This is a genomic window from Bacillus sp. BB51/4, from assembly GCF_008368845.1.
Taxonomy (GTDB): Bacteria; Bacillota; Bacilli; order Bacillales; family Bacillaceae_G; genus Bacillus_A; species Bacillus_A wiedmannii.
Genome location: NZ_QOSC01000013.1, coordinates 129152 through 155215, shown reverse-complemented (window position 1 = coordinate 155215; position 26064 = coordinate 129152). Strand labels below are relative to the sequence as shown.

Sequence of the window (26064 nt, the reverse complement as noted above, 5' to 3'; positions counted from 1 at the left end):
TAGCACTTTTTCATTGTTTATCTCTATTTTCACAATATGCTATGCATCCTCCTCTCTGCTCAAGCTGATAAAATATGCCCCTTACAAAGCAGTGTCTTTCTCCATAATTTCTCCATTCCCCTTATTTTTACTCTAATTATTAATTTTTAATTTTTGATTTTTTTGAATATTTAACTCATTAGAGTGGTATTGCGTGGAGTATAGTTGTCAGACCTCTTTGTTTTTATCACACATATAGTAACATATTTAGTTAAAAAATAAAAACATATTTTCAAATTGATTTTTTTGAAAATCAAAATTATCTACATTTTTTATTCTTTTACACAAATATTGTTACAATCTCGACTTTTATCCTATCATTATTTTTAAATAACTTTATTCACGTAACATAACAAAAACCATCCAACATAATTAGATGGCTTTTGCATGTTACTCTATCGTTTCAACTTCGCGTGGATTTTTCATCTCTTCCACATACACAACTCTAAATCCGTGATCTTCTAAATCTTTCAGTAACGTCTCTAATTCACCGTCGTTAAACTCTTCTCCTAATGTAAACATAATTCTCCGAACTAATAATGCATCATTATCAAAAGTCATTAAACTTTGGATACCTGTATATTTCTTTAATACTGTCGATAATTTTTGAATGGCCCCATTATAATCTTGTGTCCCAATCATGACAGAATATTTACTAGAATGAACGCCCCAAGCATCTTCTAATAACTCGAAAACCTTTTTATGCGTTAAAATTCCAAGAAAGACTCCATTTTCATCAACTACTGATAAATAAGGTAATTTTTTTATTGTAAAAAATACTTTAAAGAACGAAGAATCTTCTCTAACATAACCTTCTTTATCGTTTAATAATTGTACTACACTCTCTTCCAGCGAACCTTTATATTCTAAAATATCTACTTTGTATACATTCCCTAAATATTTCTCTTTTTTTTCATCTAAAACTGGTACACAACGATACCCAGTTTTATTTAAATGCTCCAGTGCTTCCCCTACCGTAATTGAACTTGAGCAAAATAAAACTTCCCTTTTCGGCACATAATTCCCTTTAATCCTCATAAACAGCCTCCTTATGTTAAAATACTTTCTGTGCCATAACTATATTATATTTTCAGAAAAAAATAAATAATTTATTTTACTTTTCTGAAAATTATTCATTTTCTTGTCATAATTTATTCACGTTTCATTCACTTATATCCCCTACAATACTAAATTTCTTTAAGAAAAATATATTGTAACTTACTCCGAAAAAAGCTAAAATAAGAATAAGAATTTTCTGAATATTCTAAGAGTAGGTGATTACATGTCTTTATTGCGCTCACATATATGTAAATTTATTGTTGGTGTTCTCATTATATTTATCATTAGTCCTATTCCTGCATTATTCATTACACATAAATACTCATACATAACTGGCTTTATAAGCATTTTTCATAACTTCGTACACCTTTCTTCTATGACAATTCCAAAGATCGATTGGATGCACGAATCTATCTTTTTCTCAGCAAATTCAATGGTTCATACTTCTAATCATTCAACACCGTTATTCCCTTACATATGGGAAATATATTTTTTATCGATTGTTCGTTTTACCTTTACTCTTGCGATTGGATTCTTTATCAGCTTAGGGATCGGCCATTTATTTTTTAAAGCACCTCAATCGGTTAAGAAGTTCACTTCTTTATTAAAATGGATACCTTACTCTTTTTGTACTGTATTATTACAATGTTCAGTCTTATTACTACTCCTATACATCGCAAAATTGATAAAGCTTCCTTACTACTCATCTTTTATCATCGTTTGTAGTACTTCCATGATTATCGTTATGCAAGCAATAAAAAAGTGGGTTCCTTTCTTAAGTAACACCAATGAGTATGAAATAAAACAATCTTCTTTTCTTGTAGATACATTGTTTTTAGCGCTTACTTCGAATCATAAATCTATTCTAGGTTCCATTATTCTTTCATTCGTTATTATGGAATGCGTTTTCCATGCAAGCGGACTATTGCAATTTATCGTTCAATTCGGCGGAAATGCACCTGTTATTGTTACAATTAGCTTATTACTTTTGTATATCCCGTATTGCATACTCTCTTTCCTTCAAACACTATGGACGACAAATCACGTTAAACAACAATCATACGCTTTAACGAGAAGTATTCCAAAACCTTAATTTGAAATAACCCTCTATAATCTGAAAGTAGGGGGTTATTCCTTTTGTATAGCGGACAAAATAACAGCAAATTCAAAAACAATTGCAGAAACATACCAATATTTACCCTTTTTCTTTGACTATTCTTTTCGTTTGGATTTATTATAAAAGTATAACATAATCGCAGGAGGTGACATCTTTATTCCAAACTACGGAATAGAGAACACACTTGGACATATTAAATATTTTTCTCATCTTTGTACTCATCCTTATTTCCGGCTTTTTCGTTGCATCAGAATTCGCTGTTGTAAAAGTACGAAAAAGTCGCATTGACCAACTTGCAAATGAAGGCAATAAACAAGCTTTAGCTGCAAGAAGTGTCCTATCTAATTTAGATGTTTATTTATCAGCTTGTCAGCTCGGGATTACGATTACTTCTTTAGGGCTTGGTTGGCTCGGTGAACCGACTGTGGAACATTTACTACGACCGCTCTTTGAAAAGATTAATATTACTGGAACAATGGCGAATACTTTATCCTTTATTATTGCTTTTAGTGTTATTACATTTTTCCATGTTGTATTAGGTGAATTAGTTCCAAAGTCTTTCGCCATTCAAAAAGCAGAAGCAATCACACTTAAGTTTGCACGACCACTTATTTTATTTGATAAAATTATGTATCCATTCATTTGGCTACTTAATAGTACGGCAATCTTTTTCACAAAACTACTCGGTTTAGAGCCTGCGAAAGAAAATGAACTTGCCCATTCTGAAGAGGAACTACGACTCATTTTAGGTGAAAGTTTCAAAAGCGGCGAAATAAACCAAACCGAATATAAATATGTAAATAATATTTTTGAATTTGACGACCGGGTCGCGAAAGAAATTATGGTCCCTCGTACAGAAATGATTTGCTTATCTACTGAAAATACGTTAGAAGAGAATATGGATATCGTCGCAACTGAAAAGTATACACGCTATCCGATCATCGAAAAAGATAAAGATGATATTATCGGTATGATCAATACGAAAGAAATATTTCACGATCAAACGAAAAACATTCATAAACCACTTGAATCTTACATACATCCAGTACTAACTGTATTTGAAACTGTTCCAATTCGCAAAACATTAGTACATCTACAAAAGAATCGCGTTCAGATGGCAATCGTTATGGATGAATATGGTGGTACTGCTGGACTTTTAACAATGGAAGATATTCTTGAAGAAATCATTGGAGAAATTCAAGATGAGTTTGATGCAGATGAATCACCTATGATTGAAAAACGTACGCCGAAGCTTACTGTTTTAGATGGGAAGGTGCTCATTTCTGAAGTAAATGATATGTTTGGCCTGCATATTGATGATAGCGATTTAGATACAATTGGAGGCTGGCTCCTCTCTCAAGCAGTTGATTTAAATATTGAAGCTGGTTATTCCATTGAATTTGCCGGTTTTCAATTTAAAGCACTAGAACTTGATGGACATCAAGTGAAAAAAATTGCGGTACATAAATTAGACACGAAGAAGGAGTTATAAAGTGACAGTATTATTAACAATCTGTATCATTGCCTGTTTCATTGTTTCATTTCTCGCCTTTATTTATCCTATCATTCCAGGCATCCTTGCTGTCTGGGCTGGATATTTAATTTACCATTTTGGTATAAATGGCGGAGAACTAACAACTTCCTTTTGGATTATTCAAGTCATTTTCACACTATTTATTTTCATTGCTGATTTTATTGCAAATGGATATTTCTTAAAGAAATATGGGAGTTCTAAATGGGGAGAGCGTGTCGGTATGATTTCTATCATTGTCGGATCTTTCTTCTTCCCACCATTCGGTTTAATTATCATACCGTTCTTATCGGTATTTATTACAGAACTAATGCATAAAAAAGCGCCAAAAGACGCCTTTCTAGTAGGAGTTGCTACTGTAGTTGGTTTTTTAAGCAGTACAGTAGCGAAAGCTATTCTCCAAATCATTATGATTCTCATATTTGTATGTTATATCATCTTTTAACCATCCCAATTTCGGGATGGTTTTTTAATATGAAATACCTACTCGACTATTCTCATATTTGTTTTCACTACACAGATTCCACGTAAATTGCGCTGTATCACCAACTGTTATTTTCGCTCCCCCTTCTGGTAATACATCTTTTTCAGTTCGATACACTCCTGTCACATCACCGTCTATTAAATGCGTCGGGCAAACGACCGTCCAACATAAATTACTACTACTAAGTATCTTATATGCAGCTAAATGATCTTCTGCTGCTGTTGTCATTTTCCTTTTTGATTCAGCTGATTGAAAACGATATAAATTTAGATTTGTTCTTGCTTGTAAAATACCTGCTGTTCCTATTGTAATGATTTTATGAACCCCTACTTCTTCCATTTTCTTTATAATATGTGGCATACTCTTCGCCAATGTCCCATTTTGATCCGTTCCAAGTGCACTAATTACTATATCGCTTCCTTCTATCACTTTCTTTATATCATTTTCATTCCATACATTACCTTCTATCACTCGTAACCTTTCATGATTTATTTCTATTCTATTTAAATCACGCGCTAGTGCAGTCACTTCAGCTGCATCCTTTAATGCTAATTTTATTATATTTGAACCTACTCGCCCAGTTGCTCCCAATATACATACTTTCATTTGTTTTCCCCCTTTTTCATTCTTTCTCTATTTTTTAATAATTTTAATCAATTTTCAACAAAAAAGCTTCCTCATATATAAGAGGAAGCTCTATTATTATTTTACCCCGCTTTAACGGGCAGTAAGACCCCACCTCAAAATTCAGTAAAAACAAAGAAGTTAGATGGGGATCAACTGCCCGTAAAAGCCCGATTGGTTCAACTAATAATCAGTGGGGGATGCCCCACTGATTAAAGTTTCACTTTATTTCTTTTCTTTAGAATCTGTAGACTTCTCAGTTCCACTTGTTTCTTTATCCTTTTTGTCCTCTTGTTGTGTTGTTGTATCGTCTTCTTTCTTCTTGTCCTCACCTTTACTACAACCTACCATTAATAAAGAACTTGCAAGTGCCATAGCAGTTAATGATTTAACCCATTTGTTCATTTGCGTTTCCTCCTTTAGATAGAATATGTACAATCCCATATTACTCTCTATTTTTAAAGGAAAGATTGAAAAATAGTAAATAAACGGTAAATATTTGTAAATTTTCTAATAATAAATATGGACACCTAGTCTTTTTTTCTCCATGAAAAGTAAAAAACTAAGGCGCCTATCTTTCCGCCTTAGTTTCTTATGCAAACTTCTCATTTTCATATACATGTTTAATCTTATACTCTTTCTTCACAACATATTGCCATACACTATAGGCATAACGATTCATTTTCAGGAAGCAATTTTCTAAAAACGAGCGGAATTCTGGATTCGCAACTTCAACTGCCACTTGAGCGAACTTTAGTGCTAACCGTTTTAAATGCGAAATATAACAAGTTGCAATATGGATATCCCCTGTATATTTACTATCAGTTTCCTTTTCCATTTCATGAAAATGAGATGAAATTGGTTCACAAGTTATATGCTGTACATTCTCTCCTTCTTGAAAATTCACTTGTTCATTATACGCTTGCAACATATATGGTAAATGATGCTGTAATAGCTCTTTTAATTCTTCGTCTCTTACCTCTCCTGTATACTCCCCAACCTTATAAATAAGCATATAACTATACCTCATTAATTCTTTCATACAATCCATGAAAATACCTCCCTTCTCTTTTGTCTATATGTTATAAATATGATGCTATAACATTTGCTATTCTTGCTAAAAACCAATCCCACTTACTAATTTTCTCAAAGTCTTCTTCTGAAAATCTTTTTGATTTATGAAAGTCTTCTTTTAATCGGTTCCATACGTCAGCAACAACTGTTGTATCATATATGATACAGTTAGATTCACAATTTAAATAAAAACTTCTATTATCAAAATTCGCTGTACCTATATCAACAATTTCTCCATCAATGATTGTTACTTTCCCGTGAAAAAAACCATTCCGATATTGATAAATCTCCGCTCCAGCATGGTTCATCTCTCTCAAATACGGATAGGCAGCTTGTTTTAACAATACTGCGTCGCTTTTAAATGGTACGAGAATTTCCACATTGACACCTCGGTTTAATGCACCTTTTAACTCTTTCATCATTTCTTTACTTGGTACAAAATATGGCGTAGCAATAATTAAAGACTTTTTAGCCTGCTTTAAAAGCGCTCCATATTTTTCCCATAACCCTTTTCCATCTGAAAATAAATATTGATATTTTACATGCCCAATTGCAGGTAGACTTTTATGTACAGGCATTTTTTCTCCCGTATCTTCTTTCCAGTCAGCAGCAAACTTTCTTTCCATATCCGTGGCGCCATTCCCCTTAACTCGTACATGATAATCACGCCACGGGCCAAATTTCGGATCTTGTCCAAGGTACTCCTTTCCAATGTTAAAGCCGCCGATATATGATACTTTTCCGTCAATCGTAACAATGCGTCTATGGTTTCGTTGATGCAACGAATAGAATAAATGTTTCAATTTAGGTTTTTTACTAAACGTAAACTGGACACCATTGCTTTTTAGTTGACGAATTATCTTTTTCTTCAGCTTATATCCACCTATTCGATCAACTGACAATTTTACTTCTACTCCACTCGATGCCTTTTTCTCAAGCAACTGCAAAAATTCTTTGCTTATTTCATCTTTACCTACAATATAAAAATGGATATATATGTACTTTTCTGCATTGCGTATATCCTCAAACAATTTCGTATATAACTCTTCACCGTTCGTATATAGTTGAAATTCACCTAATTGAACTTGTCCTAATTCATATTCACTAGCCATTTTTTTCCCCATTTCCACATCGATGTTCATCCAAATGAATACACCTATTAAACAAAGGATTACAACGAAAAAGTGTTTCATGGATATTTTCCTTCCTCCACTTACTGTTATTTCTATATCTTCCCTTTTTTAATACAATATCATTCAAGAAAATATGTCATTACATGATATATGTCCATATCAAACGATAGCTCATTTGCATATTGTATGTTGTATCTTAAAATAAAAGGAGGAAATAACAATGGGCTTCGCACATGGTAATGGATTCGCGCTATTAGTCGTATTATTTATCCTCTTAATCATCGTCGGTGCTGCTTGCTTCTGCTAAGTAGTTATCGTCATATGATATGTGGATGAAAAAACTATAAAAGCGGACACCTATTTTTAGGTGTCCGCTTTTCATATGAAAAACATTTCCGTTTGTTATTGTACCTTTAACGACTACATATTCAACTCAAAAAGTTAATAATGTAGCTACTTTCTTACTCTCCGCCTTACGTATATGGCGTTGTTCTGCACGTAACACTGCAATGCGATGTAATTCTTTCTCTTCTTCTGTTTCAGGGATAACTCGCGGCACAGGAACCGGATTATTTTCCTTACTAAGTGCAACAAAAGTAACAAATGACGTTGCTGCTATACGTTTCTCACCTGAAATTAAATCTTCTGCTACTACCTTCACAAATACTTCCATAGAAGTTCTACCCGTCCAAATTACAAAAGATTCATAACTAACACAATCTGAAGAGCGAACAGGATGTAAGAAATCTACCCAATCCATAGATGCTGTGACACATTCTTTTCTTGCGTGCCTTGTTGCCGAAATAGAAGCAACCATATCCATCTCGGCTAATATCTTCCCACCAAATAGCGTATTATGATCGTTTAAATCTGTTGGAAATACTCGGCTCGTTTTAAACACTCTAGACTCATTAGCTGTTTTCCCTTTTACTTCAGTCATTGTTATCACCTCTTTGATTATTTAACCCGCTATTTGCAGACATTAAGACTCCCACCACAAAATTCGGCTGGAGCAAAGAAGTTCGGTAAGAGTTCCATTTCCCATTAACACTAGAACGGTATGGGCTTACTATCACTACACGTTTAATATTAACAACATTCAGAACTCTTAGTCCATAAAAAAGAACCGATGTGATCAATCGGCTCCTCTAAATACATATTGTTCTTTTGGCGGTTCAACCTTATTCCATTTCGTTACTTCTAATACAGGGATATTCGCATGGAATGGCTGATAAAATTCCGTTGATATTTCTCCTTCAACTTGAATCCAATCATCATTTTTCCATTCTACCCCTTCTGGTTTTTTCACTAACATACCATATACACCAGAATCCGCTACACAATGTATAATACCAAAACGGAATAAGAAATATTGTTCTTTTTGAGAAGAGTCATCTTTGAAAACAAACCCTTTAAAAGATAATTTTTTCCCAGTAAACTCGCCAGGATAATTATAAATTGTTTCCATTCCTTTAAGAAAATTTTCATCGTTTAAAGTAATATTATCTTTCGTAACAAACTCTTTCTTCCCTTTTTCCATTACACCACGGTATCCTTCTTTTCCGTAATAAATACTTGTGTCTGGTCTTAGGAATTGCCTTGTCATAAACGGATCTTTACTTTCTGCTTGCGCAACTGGAAAGTGAAATCCTTTCGCTTTAACGATATCTGAATCTAACGTTGCAATTGGGAAAAATAATCCTGAGACTATCGGAAAACAAAACAATAAGTACGAAAATGCTTTTTTCCACCATGTATTCTCATCTTTTGAATGATCATGCCCGCAATGGCTATGATCACAACTACAATCTTGTTTTTCTTGTTCTTTCTGATGTTCTTTTTGGAATACGATAATAATTTGAACGACCGTTAAAAACCCTAAAATAATAGCTGCTGTTGTTGATAAATAAGCATACTTCATATTGATATACTTCGTAATATTACCGGAAATATGAAGCTGCGCGATTAAGATTGTAAAACCTAATAATATATATGCTCGAAACATAACCTACCACCCCATCGCATAAATGAGTAGTGAGCTTGCATAAACAACAAGTGTAACTGTAACAGTAACGACAATTACAAATTTCGTTTTAAACGTCGCAAGCATCATAAACATATTTTTAATATCCACCATCGGTCCATATACGAGGAACGCGACAAGTGATGCTGTTGAAAATGTACTTTGGAATGACGAAGCAATAAACGCATCCGCTTCTGAACAAAGTGATAAAATGTAAGCTAGTCCCATCATAACAGCTGGTGAAGAGAACGGCCCTTGTCCTATAGCAAGAAGTGTTGAAGTTTGTACGAACGTTTGAACTGCCGCTGCAATTAACGCACCTAATACTAAATATTTTCCCATCGAGAAAAATTCCTCAACAGCGTGTGTACATACATCCCACATTTTTTTACGTAATGGACGCTTATGATTCACTTCTGGGAAGTGATCATCTCGTAATTGATGTTCTTTAAACATAAATGATAATATAATTCCAACGATAATTGCTACGATAATCGCTACGATAGAACGATACCATACCATGTGCATACTACTTCCAAAGGCAACGTATGTTGCAAATAATACGACCGGATTAATAATTGGCCCAGTTAACATAAATGCAATCCCGGCATATGGTGGAACCCCTTTTCCGATTAACCGTCTTACAATCGGAACGATTCCACATTCACAACCTGGAAACATCATACCTAAAAAAGTAGCCATTAAAACAGACAGAAAACGGTTTTTCGGCATCCATTTCGCTACCATATCCTCTGTCACAAACATTTGAATGAATCCTGAAATAAATACACCAATGAGCACAAAAGGAAGTGCTTCGATCAATATGGAGATAAAGATTGTATTCATTTGCAGGAATGCTTTCGGTAATTGAAACAATTCCATGATGTATTTCCTCCAACTTTTCATTAACAATATGTAATTTTAACCCCATTTTATGAATTGGACAAGGCTTATACGGAATTCATTTCCTTCATATACATTACATTTTATAAGTTATATTCTATTCAAAACTTTCGATTTCATAGCAAAAAAGCTGCTCTAGCGCAGTTATATAACTATGCTAGAGCAGCTTTCTTCTCGTTAAAAGTAACGTTTCTTCCAAAAAACAAACGCTAATGTGAAAGATAGTGTTACACATATTATAAGTACAATTACAAAACCATGTGCTTCCCCTTCAAACGGAACCTTTACGTTCATTCCAAAGAAACTAGAAACCATCGTTGGTAATGATAAAATGATTGTAATAGACGTTAACAGTTTCATAACACTATTTAAATTATTTGATATAACGGAGCTAAAAGTATTCATCATTCCACTTAAAATGTGACTATATATTTCCGCCATTTCAATAGCCTGTTTATTTTCAATTAATACATCTTCTAATAAATCTTGATCGTCTTCATACATTTTTAAAAATGTACTGTTACGCATTAATTTTTGAATTACAATTTTATTCGCCTTTAATGATGTTGTAAAGTAAACTAAACTTTTTTCAAGGCCTAGCAATGTGAAAATCTCTTTATTTTTCATCGACTTATTTAATTGATGCTCTAAATCGATTGTTTTTCTGTTAATTTGCTTTAAGTATCTTAAATAATAAGTAGAAATCGTATATAAGAGCTGAAGTGCAAAGCGTGTCTTTTTAAACGTATAAAATTCTTTAATACGTTGATTAATAAAGCGTTCGAAAATTGGGTTTTCTTCTAAACAAATTGTCACAAAGCAATCTGGCATTACAATCATACCTATTGGAATCGTGTCATAAATCGAATTTCCTTCTTCATCATGTCTAACTGTTGGAATATCCACGATTATTAAAGTATTATTGTCTTCCTTTTCAATACGAGAGCGTTCTTCATCATCTAAAGGGTCTTTAATGAAATCTAAGTCTACATTTAAAGTTTGTACTAGATATTGAATTTCTTCTTCCGTTGGATGAAGTACATTAATCCAGCAACCCTTTTGCATTTCCTCAACCTCTTGTAGTTTTCCGTTTCGGTCTGTTAAATAAATATTTAACATACTATCACCCCGATTCTTTTTACATGTAGGAATCTACCTCTCTTACATAACAGTTTTTGAACCGCCATTCTCAGCATATGAAACATACGTTTAAATTTCAATAGAAAAATTATTTTGAAAACGTTTTTATAAGAAAAATATTCTAAACAAAGAAAAAGACAGAGTGCTCTCTGCCTTAAAAAGCTTATGTTGCCTTTATAACATATTTAGAAAGCATCCACAAGTTAAAGCCAACTGAAATCGTATAACCAGCGTATGTTGAAATAATAAAACTTACATAATCGAAATACGGAAGCAATACGATATTTAAAACTATCTTTACTATAATGCCAATACCTAATCCTAGCACTGTTTTCTGTTGCTGATTAATTCCTTGTAACATCGCAGCTGTTACTGTAAAAAGCGAAAATAGTATACAGGCAGGAGCATAATACTGTAAAATAACTCTCCCCATCTCCGGATCATTTCCGGCACCAAATAAAAGAGTATATACTGGTTTTGCTAACAACATCATTCCAATCGCCGCTGGTACCGTAATACCTACTACTAATACATTCGTTCTCGTAAAATGTTTGTACAGTAACTTCACATTCCCTGCTGTATAGGCTTTTGTCATCTCAGGTACGAGAGACATACTAAAAGCAGTCGCAACGGAAACTGGGATGAGTACAACCATCTGAACAAGACCAATTATTGCATTTATCTTCTCCGCTTCTCCTTGCATATACCCTATTTGTATAAGTAGTTTATTAATTGTAAATGTATCAATCGTCTGATACAACGGAATTGCTAAACCAACCACAACAAACGGTATTGAATATGTAAAGAGCTCCTTATACAGTGAGAAGAAAGATTTCGTTGTTTGCGGTATACTTGCCATCTCTTTTTTCTTTAAGTGCTTTCTCCTCCTTATGTAATACGCACTTAGAACTGTTAATCCACCTATCGCTCCCATAAAAGCACCGAACGTTGAAATACCAACAGCTAGCGAGACAGAAGCTTTTAAAATATATAAAACGACAAAGCTTCCTATTAAAATGGTTAAGACCCGAAAAAACTGCTCAACAACTACACTTAAAGCAGAAGGCCCCATCGATTGAAACCCTTGAAAGAATCCCCTTAATAAACTCATTACCGGTACAAGTATTAACGCAAAACTTACAATTTGGATATTAGTAGTGACCGCTGCTACACTATTCCCTGTTTGATCATTTCCATCGATTACAAGTTTAGCTAAATGTGGAGCTAATATATATAGCGTAAAACATGAGATTACTCCCATTATTAACATAAAAAAGATACCGCTCTTTAGCACTCTCTTAACCGTATGATAATCATTCAGTTGATCATATTTTGATACCATTTTTGAAACGGCAAGTGGTAGTCCCATCGTCGCAATGCTGAGCATAATCGTATATGGGCGATAAGCATACGTGTATAAAACGTACCCACTCGTACCGACCATTGCTGTAAACGGTATAACATATATAAATCCTAACATTTTAGATATCATCGTTGCCATCGTTAAAAATATCGTTCCACGTATAAACGGTGACCCTTTCATCACATTCCTCCGCTACGCTTTATTATTACACATTATGGACAACTCCTTTTTTTTAGAACCGAAACAAATAAAAAAGCCAATGAAAAATCATTGACTTTAACGCGCTGCTTTTTTCTTTTTTAAATACTTTAAACCGAAGTATAGAGCAACAAAGAGAACAGCTCCTATAATTATGTAATGTGTGTAATCAGATGCATACTCTTTAATGTGTCGCCAATTTCCACCAAGCTTTTCACCTAAGTATATAAATAGTATTGACCATGGAATAATCGCAACTACTGTATATAGTGTAAATAGTTTTAACGGCATTTTAGCTAATCCTGCTGGAATAGAGATTGCATGACGTACGACTGGGATAAAGCGTGCAGAAAAGATTACTCCTGCTCCGTAACGCTTAAACCAACCTTCTGCTATGTCTAAATGGTGTTTATTAATAAGTAGATATTTCCCATATTTCTCTACAACCGGACGCCCTCCGTAATATCCAAGCCAGTATAAAAAGATTTGGGCTAAAGTACCACCAATAGTTCCGGCGATAACTGCACCAACAAAACTAATTTTACCATCCGCTACTAAAAATCCAGCATACGAAAGTACAATTTCACTCGGGATAATTTCAATCATTAAAGCTAGCGCTACTCCAAAGTAACCTAAGCTTGCAAAAAATTGCAATAACTGATCTATTATGCTTGCTAACATTTTATTTTCTATCTCCTTTTTTCTTCACATACCATACCATCCCATTATTACATAAAGGTCGCATTCTGCCAATATCTTCATTTCAACAATATTATCGGCATAAGCATAATTAATCTATTAATGTTTCTTTTTGAGGTTCTTTCATGTAGGCAAACATTTCTTTAATTTGCTCTTCTGTATTTCTAGCAATCGATAAATTAGGCAATTCATTCTCACCAAAAAACTCCACATCTTCTGTTTCAATACTAGTTTTCTTTTCGCCACCAATAATCTTACAGCTAATAAAAATTTTATATACGTGTGTTGCTGAAGGCGATGGTTGATGTTTTTCTTTATCAAATATAGCGAGTAGATTAAAATCATCTACTTCATAACCCGTCTCCTCTAAAACTTCTTTTGCCGCTACTTCTGTTGGCGTATAACCGATATCGGCCCATCCACCTGGTAATGCCCATTTCCCATCACTTTTTTCTTTCACAAATAATAACTTTTCATTTTGAAAAACGACTGCTCTTATATCAACTTTAGGTGTTTGATAGCCTGTCTCACTTGCAAATAACTTCTCTACTATTTCCCAATCTGTCTTTGTGTAATGTGACATCATTGAAATGGAAATATCTCGTAATTGTTGGAAACGCTCTATATCATACACATCTTTAGAATACGTTAAACCCGCTTGGGCTATAGCTTGTATTTGTTTTACCCAATCAATCCATTTTACCGTCATGTTTCCACATCCCCCATACTCTTTTAAGTGAATAGTAAGTCAGTTTTGTTGATACATCTTTATTATACAAAAAAAGAGATTGATAATGTTCCAATCTCTTTCAAAATTAATCCAATTCATGTAAGTGGTCTTGTATATACTTTCTTCTTTTATTTATATATTCATCGATCATATCAGCTTCTTGATCAAATGTTTCTAATTTTTCTTTCATATATGGATCTTGTAGTAAATATGGACGAATCGATTCACACAAACTTTCAACTTTCGGCATCATAAATGAAACGGTAAATTGTTCTTCTAATATTTCTTCCAAAATACTTCGGTATTGCTTTCTAAATACAGGTATATCTAACAATCTTGCACTTAACGTGTTATAACCTTGAATACGAATATATTCATGATTAAGTGGTCTCCCTTGGACATCTCGCCCCCAAGTCGCATCATAATCCCACGGTATCACTTCAAATAAATTCGTTTCATCGTTATGATATAGTGCATAGTTATGAACGAAACCATCAAAGTTTTGTGTAAAAATAATGCCAGCTAACCATCGTAAATATTTATCAACATGCAAAAACTTCCCAATTTCTTTTTCATAAGATTCCCTCGACAAAGTATTCGCTTGGAATACAAATTCACTCAATTGTTCTTCACTATTTTTATTCGAATATTTAAATTCATAACCCGCAAATAGCTCGGTCTTAACATCTTTATCTCTCTCACTCATTAAAGAAAAATTCGCATCATCATCTATCGCATAATAAATAGAACCACTTGGTAATCCTCTATTTTTCAAAAAGTTTTCATCAACTGATTCTAACTGTAAATATACACCTTGAATTTGACCATTAATTTTTATAAACACATGTTGTGATTTTGGTGAAAGTACACCAATATCATGAAAAAAATCTAACGATAATTTATTTCGTATAAGAGACGGATCCATAAACTCAGAATTTAAATGAATCTCTTTCGCACCTTGAAATTTTTTCGGTTTATAAAACATAACATGATAAGACTTTTTCTCAAATTCACGAATATGAGCACCCCGGTATACGATATCAATATCATACTTCTTTTTTCCATAAGTTAATTTTGCTGGCACTGGACTATCTGACCAAATGTCTTTTTTCAATTCCACTAAGTACATTGGATGAATAAAAAAATCATATGAAGGCAGCATGTTTTCTCATCCCTTCTCAGTTCTCTTCATTCAATGTATGCGCCTTGTCTTGTCCATACATCCGCTATCAACTATTTATATAAAATTACACTCTTGTCCTGTTCAGAAAGACTTCATATCTCATATCATGTTAAGGAAAAAGAATACCTTTTCAACTTAATACATGATAAGGAGGATTTCTATGAAACGTGATATTAGAAAAGCGGTTGAAGAAATCAAAAGTGCTGGGATGGAGGATTTCTTACACCAAGATCCAAGTACTTTTGAGTGCGATGATGATAAATTCTCTCATCATCGATGTACAACAGGATGTAAATGTACAACTGGGGGTAAATGTCCAAGAACAAGATGTACTCGCGTGAAACATTGTACGTTCGTTACAAAATGTACGCATGTAAAAAAATGGACATTCGTTACGAAATGTACTCGTGTACGCGTTCAAAAATGGACGTTCGTTACGAAAGTAACGCGTAGAAAAGAATGCGTTTTAGTTACAAAACGTACTCGCAGAAAGCATTGTACTTTCGTTACAAAATGCATACGCTTTGAAAAGAAATTTTTCTGGACAAAACGCAGTTTCTGTAAAAAATGCGAATTCTTCCCTCACGGACACGGTAGATCTTGCGATGATGATTGTGATCATGGTAAAGACTGTCACGATGACGGGCATAAGTGGAATGATTGCAAAGGCGGACATAAATTCCCATCTTGCAAAAACAAGAAATTCGATCACTTCTGGTATAAAAAACGTAATTGCTAGTTTTTATGCCTACAAAAAAAGGCCGTTTTGCGGCCTTTTTTACGTTTATTGAAAATGACTTATATCTGCAAATTGCTTCACTGCACCTTTTCCTTCTTCAAATTCTATTATACTAAGACTAGCACTATGCATAAATGGATCATCCCATACATTTTCTATTTCAATACCCGCAAAATGTCCTACAAGTAATTTTGCCGCTGCCGCATGGGAGACAATTAATATACTTTCTCCTTTATGCTTTTCTAAAAGGAACTGTATCCCCTCCATTACCCTATTTTGAACAGCCTCAAAATTTTCTCCTGATGTGGATTGAAAAAGATGTGGCTCATACCAAAATAACTGTATTTCGTCTGGGTATTGGCTTTCTATATCATCAATTGTCTGTCCTTCCCATTCACCCATGTTAATTTCATAGAAATGCTCATCCGCGATTATCGGTATATCACGATCGCCCTTTATTAACTCTGCAGTATGTAGGGTTCTTTCACTTGGACTACTATAGATCGCATGGATAGATAAATCTTTCATTCGGTCTCCTAATTGCTTTGCTTGTAACATACCATTTTCAGTTAAAGCAGAATTTTTCCGCCCTTGCATTCGTTTCGCTACATTCCATTCCGTCTCACCGTGCCTTGTTACATATACAGTTGTTTTCATTTCACATTCCCCCTTACCATGTTGGCCGCAATTCCCACGGTTCTACTCGTCCTACAATCCATTCATCACATTTACTCTCAATTCCTTTTATTACCCCATCCGATATTTCTTCATAGGTAAGCCATCTCCCGTATGTATCTTCTAATATAAAACCTAATATTATTCTATGGTAGCTACATCGCGTACCACCTATTTTTTGTGCGGGTATACGCGACGCTTTACTACCTAAAATATGAAAAACGTTGTATGTTTCAGACGACAAGTCTAATTCTTTACAAACGAGTGATAACGCATCCTTTGCGCTTGCGTGTATCCATGCGACAACTAATGTTATTGGGCCATTCCTCTCAATTGTACGTTTAATAGCTAACTTTACATCTTCATCATTATGATAATCTAACGGAAGGCATGTGATACTTTCTGGTGTAGCACTCTCTCGCTTAACATTTTCTAATTTCCCTTCATCTCTTCCAATAATGGAAACATGAAACCCTTGCTCACAAAGCCACATAGAAACTCTCTTTAGCATTCCTGTTCCACCAATTACTAGCACATGCAACGTCTTCTCCCCTTAGTAAAATGTTATATGAGGTTTATCTTCCCTATAATAATTAAGTCGGTCTTGCAATGTCCCTGAATGAAATTCAAACTTATGGCCGTCTGGATCAACAAAATATATAGACTCACAATCCCTTACATCTCGTTCTCTTCCTTGTAAAATATGAACATCGTTTTCTTCTAATCTCTGCAGTAGACGTTCAAAGTCTTTCTGTTCAACTGAAAACGCAATATGCGTATAAGATTGATGAATCTCATTTCTCGGAATATGTGTTTCTTCATTAAGTGCTACCCATACCCCACATATATTAAAATATGCAAGTTTTCTCCCTTTAACTAATAATTCTCCTTCTAGTACTTTTTCGTAAAATGTAATAGATTTTTCTAAATTAGACACTGAAAAACAAAGATGATTGATTCCCTTTACCAACTCTAATTCCTCCTATACAAATAAAAGATAAGTGAAAATTCACTCATCTTTTATTATACTATTTCTTTGTAACATATGCCCATTTATAACTGAAGTCCCCACCAAACGTATGATTCGCAATACCTTTTACGTATGGTTTCTCTAAGTAAGCCGTACTTTGTTGGTACGTAGGAGAAATGGCAGCATCTTGACCAATTAAGATTTTTTCAGCTTCTGCAAGTGCATTCCAGCGTGCTTTATCATCTTTTAATAGCTCTCCTTTTGATTTCGCTACTAAATCATCATACTTCGGGTTAGAATAATCCATTTCATTAAATGAACTTCCAGTAACAAACATATCAATATAAGTCATTGGATCTGGATAGTCCGGACTCCATGCTGATAATGAGAATTCATATTCAAATTTCTTTTCTAACTCTAGCTTCTGCTTATATGGTTGTTGTTTCAAATTCACTTTAATACCAGGTAAATTCTTCTCTAACTCTTCTTTAATAAAGTCGCCCACTTTTTTACGGCTACCGTTATCATCATTTAGAAATTCTACTGTAATTGTATCTTGGCCAAGTTCTTTCTTCGCCTCTTCCCATAATTTTTTTGCTTTTTCTGCATTGTCTTTACTATCACGGAAATTTTTATTTACAGAACGGAAATCTTTCCCATCTGGTCCTGTCGTAAATTTTTCAGGTACTAAGAAATATGCTGGTAATGATCCGTCATTTAAAATAACATTTGCAATTCCTTTTTTATCATATGCCAGATCAATCGCTTCACGAACTTTTTGGTTTTTGAACGTTGCATTTTTTTGGTTAAAGCGCAAGAAATACATACGTGGATCTAACTTCGTTTTAAATTCATCTGGCTTATTCTTTTTATATTTATCAACAAATTCAGAACTTAAAATAACACGGTCCGCTTGATCACTATCATATAAATTTACTCCCGTGCTCGTTTCCTTCACAATATTTACATTAATTTCTTCTAACTTCACAGTATCTTTATCCCAATAATTAGGGTTTTTCTTTAACTGATAACTTCTTTCATGTTTCCATTCACTCATCGTAAATGGTCCATTGTATAATAGTTTATCTGCTTCTAATGCATATTTATCCCCTTGTTCTTTCACATATTTTTCATTTAAAGGGAAAAATGTAGGGAATGAAGTAAGCTCAAGGAAATATGGTGCTGGCTGTTCTAATTCTACTACTAACGTTTTATCATCCTTCGCTTTCACTCCTAATTGATCTAGCGGTAATTCTCCTTTATTTACTTTCTGTGCATTTTTCACATCAAATAAAATAAATGCATACTCTGCAGCCGTTGCTTTATCTAATGCGCGTTGCCATGCATAAACAAAGTCTTGCGCTCGAACTGGATCACCATTAGACCACTTTGCGTCTCGTAATTCAAATGTATATGTCTTTTTATCCTCACTAACCTTCACATCTTTTGCCATACCTGGAGTTGGTTTATTATCCTTATCTAAACGATATAACCCTTCCATTGCATTTACAAAAGCACGGAATGATACAGAGTCTGTTGATTTTGACGTATCCATTGAAGGAATTTCTGCTGTTTCTAGTAAGTTTAATACTTGCTTCTCTGCTGCTCCCTTACCTGCTTCTTTCTTCGTTGTAGATGCCTTCTCCCCATTTCCGCAACCTGCAACTAATACACTAGTCGATAATGCAACTGCAGCAATCATTGTTACTTTTCTTTTCATTCTTCCTTCCCCCAATCTATATGTATAAATGAAAGCCAGTATAATATATATTATTATACAAAAGATTCAGATTATTTCAAATATTATTTTTGTACAGTAAAAAAAGAAGCTGATAGAACACTCTTCTATCCACTTCTTTTTCTATTTCTTTTACTTGTAATCCATCCTCTATATCAAATGGGTTTTGAACTTTAAATATTTCGTCCATTATCTTCAAAAATTCTTCCTCATTTTTAGATTCGCCGTTAATCGTAAGTGAGTACGGCTCAATCTCACCCAATTTATAATCAACAACAAATTGGATTTTCACCTTCTTCCTTGGCATATCAGGACTAACCCCTTGGAATTCTACTAATTCTAATCCTTCCGTTCCACGATAATATATCCAACCTGGATTTCTAAAGTAACTTTCAAACGATTCACCAATGGAAAAGAACGGATATTCATAAAGCGAGCTTGTACGAACTTTTTGAATAATATCTCGATCTGTCGGGAAAAAGAAATGGCTGAAAAAGATACTAGCAACCGCTAAAATCGTAACGATTGTCGCTCCTACATTACTCGTTCCACCACTATCACGAATGAGATAGTTTTCAACCGATGCATCTTGAATTCCCCGTGCTTTTATTCGATATATACGTCTTTCTGCAAATTGATAATATAATCCATTTGCAAAAATCCCCATCCCAAACAGAATAAAAATGAGTAACAGAAACGTAAGAGGCACCATATTAATGATTGGTAATGCTACGTTGAAGCCCATATAATAAGAAAACGCATCACATGCTACTAATAACAGTAAAAATAATGCTGCAGGTACATAATACTTACGATATCCAAGCCAACCCACATTGAAAATAGCAGCCCAACCATTCCAGCTCCACCTAGCAATCCGCTTATCCTCAAGTTCCCATTTCCTTTTGTAATACCGATATTGTCTACCTACATATACTTCTAATTCCTTGTCTATTAGCGAGCATCCTTCACCTTGTTCAGTATGCAAAGTCCGCTGGCAACTTTCACAATTCAACCGATCTCCCTCGCAAATTTGCCCACAATTTATACATTTCAAAACAATCCCTCTTCCCATCCATACGTCATTTCAAAATACCTTCGTGATTTAATAACCACTCTTTCCTCCATAAACCGCCCGCATACCCAACAAGCTTCCCGCTCTTTCCTATTACACGATGACACGGAACGATAATTGAAATTGGATTACGACTATTTGCTCCTCCTATCGCTCGTACAGCTTTCGTATTTCCGACCTTCTCTGCAATATCTAAATATGAAGCACTTACGCCATAAGGGATAGTATAGAGCACATCCCATACATTTTTTTGAAATGCTGTTCCCTCAGCAGACAGTGGGACCGTAAACTCTCTTCTTTTCCCCTTAAAATATTCATCTAGCTCATTTATACATTGATCTATCATTTCATTTTTATGTTCTTCTTGTCTCTCATCAACAAATATAACAGACGTAATTCCTTTATCGTTCGCTGTAATTTCCAGCAAGCCTAATTCACTTTCATAATAAGCCTGGTACATATGTCATCCTCCAATTCAATTCATATTAATTATTGTAACACGAATAGACAAAATTTTTCGTATAAGCGTTTTATTAGGGAAACAAAAACAAGAATGATAAAATGTAAGAAAATTAAATCTAGGAGGCTATTGGATGAATTCTGAACTTTTTTCACCTTATACAATTAAGGACGTTACATTAAAAAACCGTATCGTTATGTCACCTATGTGCATGTATTCATCAGAAAACGAGGATGGCCAAGTAACTAATTTCCATCACGTTCATTACGGAACAAGAGCTGCTGGTCAAGTTGGTTTAGTTATGATCGAAGCAACAGCCGTGTTACCTGAAGGAAGAATTTCTAATAAAGACCTAGGTATATGGGATGATAGCCTAATTGAAGGCTTACATAAAACGACAACTTTTATACATGATAACGGCGCAAAAGCCGCCATTCAACTTGCTCACGCCGGAAGAAAAGCTGAATTAAAAACGGATGCTCTCGCTCCATCCGCAATTCCGTTTAATGAAACTATGAAAATCCCAGTAGAAATGAGTATACAGCAAATAAAAAAGACCATATTAGCTTTTCAAGAGGCTGCAATGCGATCCAAACAAGCTGGATTTGACGTTATTGAAATACACGGCGCTCACGGTTATCTTATTAATGAATTTCTTTCTCCACTTTCTAATAAACGGACTGATGAATATGGAGGTTCACCTGAAAATCGCTATCGTTTCTTACGTGAAATCATTGACTCAATAAATGAAGTTTGGAACGGACCGTTATTTGTTCGTATTTCAGCAAACGATTATCATCCTGACGGTTTAACGGTTCAAGATTACGTTCCATATACAAACTGGATGAAAGAACAAGGAGTAGATTTAATTGATTGTAGTTCTGGAGCTGTTGTTCCGGCACACATCGATGTATATCCCGGGTATCAAGTGCAATATGCTAAACATATTAAAGAACATGCTAACATTGCAACTGGGGCTGTTGGTTTGATTACGACTGGAGTACAGGCAGAACAAATTTTAAATAATAACGAAGCAGATTTAATTTTTATCGGACGTGAGTTACTTCGCAATCCTTACTTTCCAAGAATAGCCGCCAATGAACTTAGCTTTGAGTTAGAAGAACCGTATCAATACAAACGAGCACCGGGGAAAATCATTACAAATAAATAAAACCGAGAAGTCATTCTTCTCGGTTTTATTTATTCTATCGTTGTAATTTCATTTGAATTATAAATATGGATACCCGATTCTTCTCGCAATGCAGTTATATACATTCCTTTCGCCACATCTTTAGCTGAAATAGGTTTATACTTTTTGAAAGCCCCTTTAAATATAAAAGGAATGATACGAGATAACTTTTCAGCCATTCGTTCACCGAAACGAAATTCTTGTCGATTTCCTACTAATAAAGATGGCCTAAAAATGTGAATACCACCAATGACTAACTTTTGTAATTCCTCTTCCATTCTCCCTTTAACTTGCGAATAAAAGAAAAACGATTTAGGTTTTGCTCCCATTGAAGACACAACAAGGAAATTTTGTACCCCTTGTTTTTCAGCTAAACAAGCAGCTCGTAACGTATATTCATAATCTACCTTTTTGAAATTTGCCTTTGTTTTTGCTTTTTTGATTGTTGTTCCTAGACAACTAAATACGTCATCTACAGCAAAAAACTCTTTATATTCCTCTAACATCGAAAAATCTATTTGCTTTTGCTGTAACTTTTCATGTTGCCATTGCATTGGTTCCCTTACAAAAATAGTAACCGAATCGTAGTAATCTGATTCAAGTAATAGACGCGTTATCTCTTGTCCAACTAAACCACTTGCACCAAGTACTAACGCTGTTCGCTTATTCATATATGCATATACCTCTTATTTTACTTTTCTCTCCTTCAGTAAAATACAACTTTTAGGAGTTTCCTGCTCTCATTTTACCACAAGTAAAGCACTATGCGTACGCATAGTGCTTTACTCACTCTTTTTTCTCATCTTTCTCTCGCAATTTTGTTACTGTTGATGCATCTCCTAAATTACTTATTAATCTTCTTAAAAAAATTAAGACTAATGCTAATGGTAATACTACCGCTAATATCAATAAAATAGCTTCCATTAAGTAACCCAAACACTCATCCCCCTCTACACCCTCCTTTCAAATATATGAACGTAGCGTTGTCACATATGCATGCATTCCTAAAAATAATACATCCAAATTTGACAACTTTATAACAAAAACAAATCGGAATGATTATTATTTATTGCAACTTTATAAAAGATGTATTATACTAAGTTCGCAAACTAAAACGTAATTATTCCGTTTTGCATTAAAATGATATTTTTCTTCTATAATTGGGGAAAATATATCCGTAAAAAAAGAAAAGAGGAGAACTTCATGCCTAAAAGATTGACTATATTTTCATTCTTACTTATTTTCACTTTAATTTTTACTGGCTGCTCAAATAAAAAAGAAGGTAATGCCAAGAAAGACGGAAAGCTAACTGTTTATACTACTATTTTTCCTCTTGCAGATTTTGCAAAAAAAATTGGTGGCGACTATGTAACTGTTGAAGCGATTTACCCACCTGGTGCAGATTCACATACATTTGAACCAAGTCAAAAACAAACAGTACAAGTTGCAAAAGCAGATTTATTCGTTTATAACGGTGCTGAATTAGAACCATTTGCTGAAAAAATGGAAAAAGCATTACAAAAAGAAAATGTTAAAATTGTAAATGCATCAAAAGGTATTGAACTGCGTACTTCTACTGAAGAAGAGCATCATGATCACGGAGACGGTCATAAAGAGGATGAACATCATCACGATAAAGACCCACACATTTGGTTAGATCCTACTTTAGCAATGAAACAGGCAGAAAAAATTAAAAATGCACTTGTAGAATTACAACCTGATCATAAACAAGAGTTCGAAAAAAACTTCGCAGCACTTCAAACAAAATTTACTGATTTAGACGATCAATTTAAAGCAGCAGTTGCGAATGCAAAAACGAAAGATATTTTAGTTTCTCACGCAGCTTATGGATACTGGGAACAACGCTATGGCCTGAAACAAATTGCTATCGCTGGTATTTCAGCTTCTGATGAACCATCTCAAAAACAGCTTGCTGACATTACAAAAACAGTAAAAGAACATAATCTACAATATATTTTATTTGAAACATTCTCTACACCAAAGGTAGCGTCCGTAATTCAAAAAGAGACGGGTACAAAAATTTTACGCTTAAATCACTTAGCTACTATTTCTGAAGACGATGCGAAAAATAATAAAGATTACTTCACTTTAATGGAAGAAAACGTAAATACATTAAAAGAAGCTACTAACTAATCAAATTTTTAAAAGAAGCTGAATATGTCATTCAGCTTCTTTTTTATTTGTTCTTACTTGACTTGACCAAAATAACAAGTAAAATTATCCATATTAGCTTTTAAGCTATATTAATTTAGAAGGTGAGTTGGAATTATGACTCTTCACATTTGTGAAGTTACAGCAAAAAATTGGCGTTCGGTAGCTGCTTTAAACGTCGCAAAAGACCAGCAGCAATTTATTGAAAGCAATGCGTTTTCTCTAGCAGAAGCATTATATGAGGGAAACGGAACGTCAGTAGGTTTATATGATGGAGAAACACTAGTAGGATACGCAATGTATGGATGGTATTGGGAAAAACGTAAAAGTGTGTGGTTAGATCGCTTTATGATTGACGAGCAATATCAAGGAAAAGGATACGCAAAACGTTTCCTTCGCATACTCATTCAATTCTTACAAGATAAATTTGAATGTAAAATAATTTATTTAAGTTTACATCCAGACAACAAACTCGCAATGGGATTATACGAGTCATTTGGTTTCCGTTTAAATGGTGATATTGATGACGAAGGTCCAGTTGTAGGTGTTGTAATGGAGTTACTATTAGATGAACATACAAGCCTGTGAAAACGGGCTTTTTATTATCCTTCGTCTTTTGCAATCTAGCATTTTTCCATAGGGTACTTAGTTAATTCCAAAAAATAAGCCTGCAATATATGCAGACTTATTTCACACACTCCTCAAAATGTTCTTGGAACCATTCTTTATTAATATCTTTTCCGATAAACACGACTTCACTTACTCGTTCTTCGCCCTCTTGCCACTCTCTATCGTATGATGCAGCAAACAATGTATGCACACCTTGGAAAACGATACGTTTATCTACTCCATCAATCGATAAAATTCCTTTGTAGCGATATAAATATTCACCTAGTTCTTGAACGACAGCTGACATCCATTCATTTAGTTTTTGTAAATCTAACGGACGTTCTTCACGCAGTACAAACGATTTTACACCTTCTAGATGATTATGCTCTGTATGGGGATAAATTTGTAACGTATCTTTCGTTTTAAACGTCTGAATTTGTAGTAACGATTGAATATCCACATCACAGTTAGTCGCCTCGATTAACTTTGCAGTTGGGTTAATACCTTGCAGTTCCTGCAAGAGATTTTCCTTTTCACTTTCACCCACTAAATCTAATTTATTTACTAAAACGACATCAGCAAATGCAATTTGTTCCTTTGCTTCTAGTCCTTTTTCAAAATGTTTATGTATATGATAACTATCTACTACTGTTACAACGCCGTTAATTTGGTATGCAGATTGAATAACAGGATCTAGAAAGAATGTTTGAATAATCGGACCTGGATTTGCAAGACCAGTCGTTTCAATTACTAATCCATCAAAATCCATTTTCCCTTCTGCTTTTACGTCCAGTAATTGTTTTAAAGCGACGAGTAAATCTTCACGTACAGTACAACATAAACATCCATTCGTCATCTCCATAATCTCTTCTTCTACATTCATAATCAACTGATTATCAATACCAATTTGCCCTATTTCATTTACGATCACTGCTAATTTCTGACCGTGATTCTCTGATAAAATACGATTTAATAATGTCGTTTTTCCTGACCCTAGAAAACCCGTTAATATTGTTACTGGAATCATCCATTACATCTCCTTATAGCTATATGTTTCTACATTATAGCATATAGAGAAAATCGTTTTTGTAGCAAAACATATTTGTTGTATGTACGATACTGTAACTATATAATAATATG

General features: G+C 34.2%; 30 protein-coding genes. 8 read left to right on the top strand and 22 right to left on the bottom strand.

The annotated features are described in order from the left end of the window. Positions 1 to 429: 429 nt before the first annotated feature. Positions 430 to 1077, bottom strand: a complete 648-nt coding sequence (cbpA, locus tag DN392_RS17990; RefSeq protein ID WP_001220516.1) for a cyclic di-AMP binding protein CbpA — start codon at positions 1075 to 1077, stop codon at positions 430 to 432. Positions 1078 to 1321: 244 nt separating this feature from the next. On the opposite strand from cbpA, the gene DN392_RS17985 reads away from it, so the two are divergent. The 3 genes from DN392_RS17985 (at position 1322) to DN392_RS17975 (ending at position 4191) form a co-directional block, all read left to right on the top strand. Then, the gene (locus DN392_RS17985) at positions 1322 to 2191 is read left to right on the top strand and encodes a hypothetical protein (protein WP_088321512.1); all 870 of its coding nucleotides are present in this window, start codon (positions 1322 to 1324) and stop codon (positions 2189 to 2191) included. A gap of 208 nt (positions 2192 to 2399) precedes the next feature. Then, the gene (locus DN392_RS17980) at positions 2400 to 3707 is read left to right on the top strand and encodes a hemolysin family protein (protein ID WP_000353741.1); all 1308 of its coding nucleotides are present in this window, start codon (positions 2400 to 2402) and stop codon (positions 3705 to 3707) included. A gap of 1 nt (position 3708) precedes the next feature. Further along, on the top strand, positions 3709 to 4191 hold the full coding sequence (locus DN392_RS17975) for a DUF456 domain-containing protein (RefSeq protein WP_000217333.1): 483 nt from the start codon (positions 3709 to 3711) through the stop codon (positions 4189 to 4191). Between the two features lie 24 nt (positions 4192 to 4215). On the opposite strand, the gene DN392_RS17970 is transcribed toward DN392_RS17975, so the two are convergent. The 4 genes from DN392_RS17970 to cls form a co-directional block, all read right to left on the bottom strand. Further along, entirely contained in the window at positions 4216 to 4836 is a 621-nt protein-coding gene (locus DN392_RS17970; protein WP_000861614.1) for an NAD(P)-dependent oxidoreductase, read from the bottom strand. Positions 4837 to 5079: 243 nt separating this feature from the next. After that, positions 5080 to 5259, bottom strand: coding sequence for a hypothetical protein (locus tag DN392_RS17960; protein WP_001045960.1), 180 nt, complete (start codon positions 5257 to 5259; stop codon positions 5080 to 5082). Positions 5260 to 5446: 187 nt separating this feature from the next. Next, positions 5447 to 5905 carry a spore coat protein gene (locus tag DN392_RS17955; RefSeq protein ID WP_000340548.1) on the bottom strand — a complete coding sequence of 153 codons (459 nt, stop codon included), beginning with the start codon at positions 5903 to 5905 and terminating at the stop codon, positions 5447 to 5449. Between the two features lie 31 nt (positions 5906 to 5936). Further along, positions 5937 to 7121: a cardiolipin synthase gene (cls, locus tag DN392_RS17950; RefSeq protein ID WP_061671848.1), complete on the bottom strand. Its 1185-nt coding sequence runs from the start codon at positions 7119 to 7121 to the stop codon at positions 5937 to 5939. Positions 7122 to 7281: 160 nt separating this feature from the next. Between cls and DN392_RS17945 the strand changes: the two genes are divergently transcribed. After that, entirely contained in the window at positions 7282 to 7368 is an 87-nt protein-coding gene (locus DN392_RS17945) for a YjcZ family sporulation protein (RefSeq protein ID WP_000505094.1), read from the top strand. Between the two features lie 126 nt (positions 7369 to 7494). On the opposite strand, the gene DN392_RS17940 is transcribed toward DN392_RS17945, so the two are convergent. The 8 genes from DN392_RS17940 to cotH all read right to left on the bottom strand — a co-directional run bounded on the left by DN392_RS17940 (position 7495) and on the right by cotH (position 15279). Further along, entirely contained in the window at positions 7495 to 8001 is a 507-nt protein-coding gene (locus DN392_RS17940) for an acyl-CoA thioesterase (protein WP_000141167.1), read from the bottom strand. Between the two features lie 195 nt (positions 8002 to 8196). After that, the gene (locus DN392_RS17935; protein ID WP_000488061.1) at positions 8197 to 9066 is read right to left on the bottom strand and encodes a TIGR03943 family putative permease subunit; all 870 of its coding nucleotides are present in this window, start codon (positions 9064 to 9066) and stop codon (positions 8197 to 8199) included. Between the two features lie 3 nt (positions 9067 to 9069). Beyond that, entirely contained in the window at positions 9070 to 9966 is an 897-nt protein-coding gene (locus DN392_RS17930) for a permease (protein ID WP_000418724.1), read from the bottom strand. Positions 9967 to 10164: 198 nt separating this feature from the next. Further along, positions 10165 to 11106, bottom strand: coding sequence for a magnesium transporter CorA family protein (locus DN392_RS17925; protein ID WP_000932392.1), 942 nt, complete (start codon positions 11104 to 11106; stop codon positions 10165 to 10167). A 184-nt stretch (positions 11107 to 11290) separates the two neighbouring features. After that, the gene (locus tag DN392_RS17920) at positions 11291 to 12670 is read right to left on the bottom strand and encodes a putative polysaccharide biosynthesis protein (protein ID WP_002108481.1); all 1380 of its coding nucleotides are present in this window, start codon (positions 12668 to 12670) and stop codon (positions 11291 to 11293) included. Between the two features lie 96 nt (positions 12671 to 12766). Then, the gene (uptA, locus tag DN392_RS17915; protein ID WP_000881203.1) at positions 12767 to 13369 is read right to left on the bottom strand and encodes an undecaprenyl phosphate transporter UptA; all 603 of its coding nucleotides are present in this window, start codon (positions 13367 to 13369) and stop codon (positions 12767 to 12769) included. Positions 13370 to 13478: 109 nt separating this feature from the next. After that, complete coding sequence (locus DN392_RS17910; protein WP_000216908.1) at positions 13479 to 14096, bottom strand: NUDIX hydrolase N-terminal domain-containing protein; 618 nt, start codon at positions 14094 to 14096, stop codon at positions 13479 to 13481. Between the two features lie 106 nt (positions 14097 to 14202). Next, positions 14203 to 15279: a spore coat protein CotH gene (gene cotH / locus DN392_RS17905; RefSeq protein WP_000937988.1), complete on the bottom strand. Its 1077-nt coding sequence runs from the start codon at positions 15277 to 15279 to the stop codon at positions 14203 to 14205. A 181-nt stretch (positions 15280 to 15460) separates the two neighbouring features. Here cotH and exsB point away from each other — a divergent pair, with 181 nt between their 5' ends. Beyond that, positions 15461 to 16039 (top strand): exosporium protein ExsB, encoded by a 579-nt coding sequence (exsB, locus tag DN392_RS17900; protein WP_000817495.1) that lies wholly within the window; start codon positions 15461 to 15463, stop codon positions 16037 to 16039. A gap of 45 nt (positions 16040 to 16084) precedes the next feature. On the opposite strand, the gene DN392_RS17895 is transcribed toward exsB, so the two are convergent. From DN392_RS17895 to DN392_RS17870, 6 genes are all read right to left on the bottom strand, one after another. Further along, a complete protein-coding gene (locus tag DN392_RS17895) occupies positions 16085 to 16696 on the bottom strand; it encodes a phosphoserine phosphatase 1 (RefSeq protein WP_000859187.1) in 612 nt (203 codons plus the stop codon). A 13-nt stretch (positions 16697 to 16709) separates the two neighbouring features. Then, positions 16710 to 17255 (bottom strand): short-chain dehydrogenase, encoded by a 546-nt coding sequence (locus tag DN392_RS17890; protein WP_088321513.1) that lies wholly within the window; start codon positions 17253 to 17255, stop codon positions 16710 to 16712. A 12-nt stretch (positions 17256 to 17267) separates the two neighbouring features. Then, a complete protein-coding gene (fosB, locus tag DN392_RS17885; RefSeq protein ID WP_048566540.1) occupies positions 17268 to 17684 on the bottom strand; it encodes a FosBx1 family fosfomycin resistance bacillithiol transferase in 417 nt (138 codons plus the stop codon). A gap of 58 nt (positions 17685 to 17742) precedes the next feature. Then, positions 17743 to 19404, bottom strand: a complete 1662-nt coding sequence (locus DN392_RS17880) for a peptide ABC transporter substrate-binding protein (protein WP_000824537.1) — start codon at positions 19402 to 19404, stop codon at positions 17743 to 17745. 76 nt (positions 19405 to 19480) lie between these two features. Next, positions 19481 to 20494 (bottom strand): DUF2628 domain-containing protein, encoded by a 1014-nt coding sequence (locus tag DN392_RS17875; RefSeq protein WP_081113510.1) that lies wholly within the window; start codon positions 20492 to 20494, stop codon positions 19481 to 19483. Positions 20495 to 20501: 7 nt separating this feature from the next. After that, on the bottom strand, positions 20502 to 20954 hold the full coding sequence (locus DN392_RS17870) for a methylated-DNA--[protein]-cysteine S-methyltransferase (protein WP_000283889.1): 453 nt from the start codon (positions 20952 to 20954) through the stop codon (positions 20502 to 20504). 133 nt (positions 20955 to 21087) lie between these two features. Here DN392_RS17870 and namA point away from each other — a divergent pair, with 133 nt between their 5' ends. Continuing rightward, positions 21088 to 22125 carry an NADPH dehydrogenase NamA gene (gene namA, locus DN392_RS17865; protein ID WP_001083630.1) on the top strand — a complete coding sequence of 346 codons (1038 nt, stop codon included), beginning with the start codon at positions 21088 to 21090 and terminating at the stop codon, positions 22123 to 22125. A gap of 29 nt (positions 22126 to 22154) precedes the next feature. Here namA and DN392_RS17860 read toward each other — a convergent pair whose 3' ends face one another. After that, the gene (locus DN392_RS17860; protein WP_001042748.1) at positions 22155 to 22814 is read right to left on the bottom strand and encodes an oxidoreductase; all 660 of its coding nucleotides are present in this window, start codon (positions 22812 to 22814) and stop codon (positions 22155 to 22157) included. Between the two features lie 115 nt (positions 22815 to 22929). After that, complete coding sequence (locus DN392_RS30450; RefSeq protein ID WP_000540925.1) at positions 22930 to 23079, bottom strand: hypothetical protein; 150 nt, start codon at positions 23077 to 23079, stop codon at positions 22930 to 22932. A 267-nt stretch (positions 23080 to 23346) separates the two neighbouring features. On the opposite strand from DN392_RS30450, the gene DN392_RS17855 reads away from it, so the two are divergent. Together DN392_RS17855 and DN392_RS17850 are read left to right on the top strand one after the other, a co-directional pair. Further along, the gene (locus DN392_RS17855; protein WP_001126160.1) at positions 23347 to 24297 is read left to right on the top strand and encodes a metal ABC transporter substrate-binding protein; all 951 of its coding nucleotides are present in this window, start codon (positions 23347 to 23349) and stop codon (positions 24295 to 24297) included. 135 nt (positions 24298 to 24432) lie between these two features. Then, positions 24433 to 24903 (top strand): GNAT family N-acetyltransferase, encoded by a 471-nt coding sequence (locus DN392_RS17850; protein WP_000172415.1) that lies wholly within the window; start codon positions 24433 to 24435, stop codon positions 24901 to 24903. 97 nt (positions 24904 to 25000) lie between these two features. On the opposite strand, the gene DN392_RS17845 is transcribed toward DN392_RS17850, so the two are convergent. After that, positions 25001 to 25951, bottom strand: coding sequence for a CobW family GTP-binding protein (locus tag DN392_RS17845; RefSeq protein WP_000613442.1), 951 nt, complete (start codon positions 25949 to 25951; stop codon positions 25001 to 25003). Between the last annotated feature and the right edge of the window lie 113 nt (positions 25952 to 26064).

Excerpts from the sequence above, each read along its gene's own strand:
- cbpA (WP_001220516.1), bottom strand. The coding sequence starts at position 1,077 with ATGAGGATTAAAGGGAATTATGTGCCGAAAAGGGAAGTTTTATTTTGC.
- DN392_RS17985 (WP_088321512.1), top strand. The coding sequence starts at position 1,322 with ATGTCTTTATTGCGCTCACATATATGTAAATTTATTGTTGGTGTTCTC.
- DN392_RS17970 (WP_000861614.1), bottom strand. The coding sequence starts at position 4,836 with ATGAAAGTATGTATATTGGGAGCAACTGGGCGAGTAGGTTCAAATATA.
- DN392_RS17960 (WP_001045960.1), bottom strand. The coding sequence starts at position 5,259 with ATGAACAAATGGGTTAAATCATTAACTGCTATGGCACTTGCAAGTTCT.
- DN392_RS17955 (WP_000340548.1), bottom strand. The coding sequence starts at position 5,905 with ATGGATTGTATGAAAGAATTAATGAGGTATAGTTATATGCTTATTTAT.
- cls (WP_061671848.1), bottom strand. The coding sequence starts at position 7,121 with ATGAAACACTTTTTCGTTGTAATCCTTTGTTTAATAGGTGTATTCATT.
- DN392_RS17945 (WP_000505094.1), top strand. The coding sequence starts at position 7,282 with ATGGGCTTCGCACATGGTAATGGATTCGCGCTATTAGTCGTATTATTT.
- DN392_RS17940 (WP_000141167.1), bottom strand. The coding sequence starts at position 8,001 with ATGACTGAAGTAAAAGGGAAAACAGCTAATGAGTCTAGAGTGTTTAAA.
- DN392_RS17935 (WP_000488061.1), bottom strand. The coding sequence starts at position 9,066 with ATGTTTCGAGCATATATATTATTAGGTTTTACAATCTTAATCGCGCAG.
- DN392_RS17930 (WP_000418724.1), bottom strand. The coding sequence starts at position 9,966 with ATGGAATTGTTTCAATTACCGAAAGCATTCCTGCAAATGAATACAATC.
- DN392_RS17925 (WP_000932392.1), bottom strand. The coding sequence starts at position 11,106 with ATGTTAAATATTTATTTAACAGACCGAAACGGAAAACTACAAGAGGTT.
- DN392_RS17920 (WP_002108481.1), bottom strand. The coding sequence starts at position 12,670 with ATGAAAGGGTCACCGTTTATACGTGGAACGATATTTTTAACGATGGCA.
- uptA (WP_000881203.1), bottom strand. The coding sequence starts at position 13,369 with ATGTTAGCAAGCATAATAGATCAGTTATTGCAATTTTTTGCAAGCTTA.
- DN392_RS17910 (WP_000216908.1), bottom strand. The coding sequence starts at position 14,096 with ATGACGGTAAAATGGATTGATTGGGTAAAACAAATACAAGCTATAGCC.
- cotH (WP_000937988.1), bottom strand. The coding sequence starts at position 15,279 with ATGCTGCCTTCATATGATTTTTTTATTCATCCAATGTACTTAGTGGAA.
- exsB (WP_000817495.1), top strand. The coding sequence starts at position 15,461 with ATGAAACGTGATATTAGAAAAGCGGTTGAAGAAATCAAAAGTGCTGGG.
- DN392_RS17895 (WP_000859187.1), bottom strand. The coding sequence starts at position 16,696 with ATGAAAACAACTGTATATGTAACAAGGCACGGTGAGACGGAATGGAAT.
- DN392_RS17880 (WP_000824537.1), bottom strand. The coding sequence starts at position 19,404 with ATGAAAAGAAAAGTAACAATGATTGCTGCAGTTGCATTATCGACTAGT.
- DN392_RS17875 (WP_081113510.1), bottom strand. The coding sequence starts at position 20,494 with ATGGGAAGAGGGATTGTTTTGAAATGTATAAATTGTGGGCAAATTTGC.
- DN392_RS17870 (WP_000283889.1), bottom strand. The coding sequence starts at position 20,954 with ATGTACCAGGCTTATTATGAAAGTGAATTAGGCTTGCTGGAAATTACA.
- namA (WP_001083630.1), top strand. The coding sequence starts at position 21,088 with ATGAATTCTGAACTTTTTTCACCTTATACAATTAAGGACGTTACATTA.
- DN392_RS17860 (WP_001042748.1), bottom strand. The coding sequence starts at position 22,814 with ATGAATAAGCGAACAGCGTTAGTACTTGGTGCAAGTGGTTTAGTTGGA.
- DN392_RS17855 (WP_001126160.1), top strand. The coding sequence starts at position 23,347 with ATGCCTAAAAGATTGACTATATTTTCATTCTTACTTATTTTCACTTTA.
- DN392_RS17850 (WP_000172415.1), top strand. The coding sequence starts at position 24,433 with ATGACTCTTCACATTTGTGAAGTTACAGCAAAAAATTGGCGTTCGGTA.
- DN392_RS17845 (WP_000613442.1), bottom strand. The coding sequence starts at position 25,951 with ATGATTCCAGTAACAATATTAACGGGTTTTCTAGGGTCAGGAAAAACG.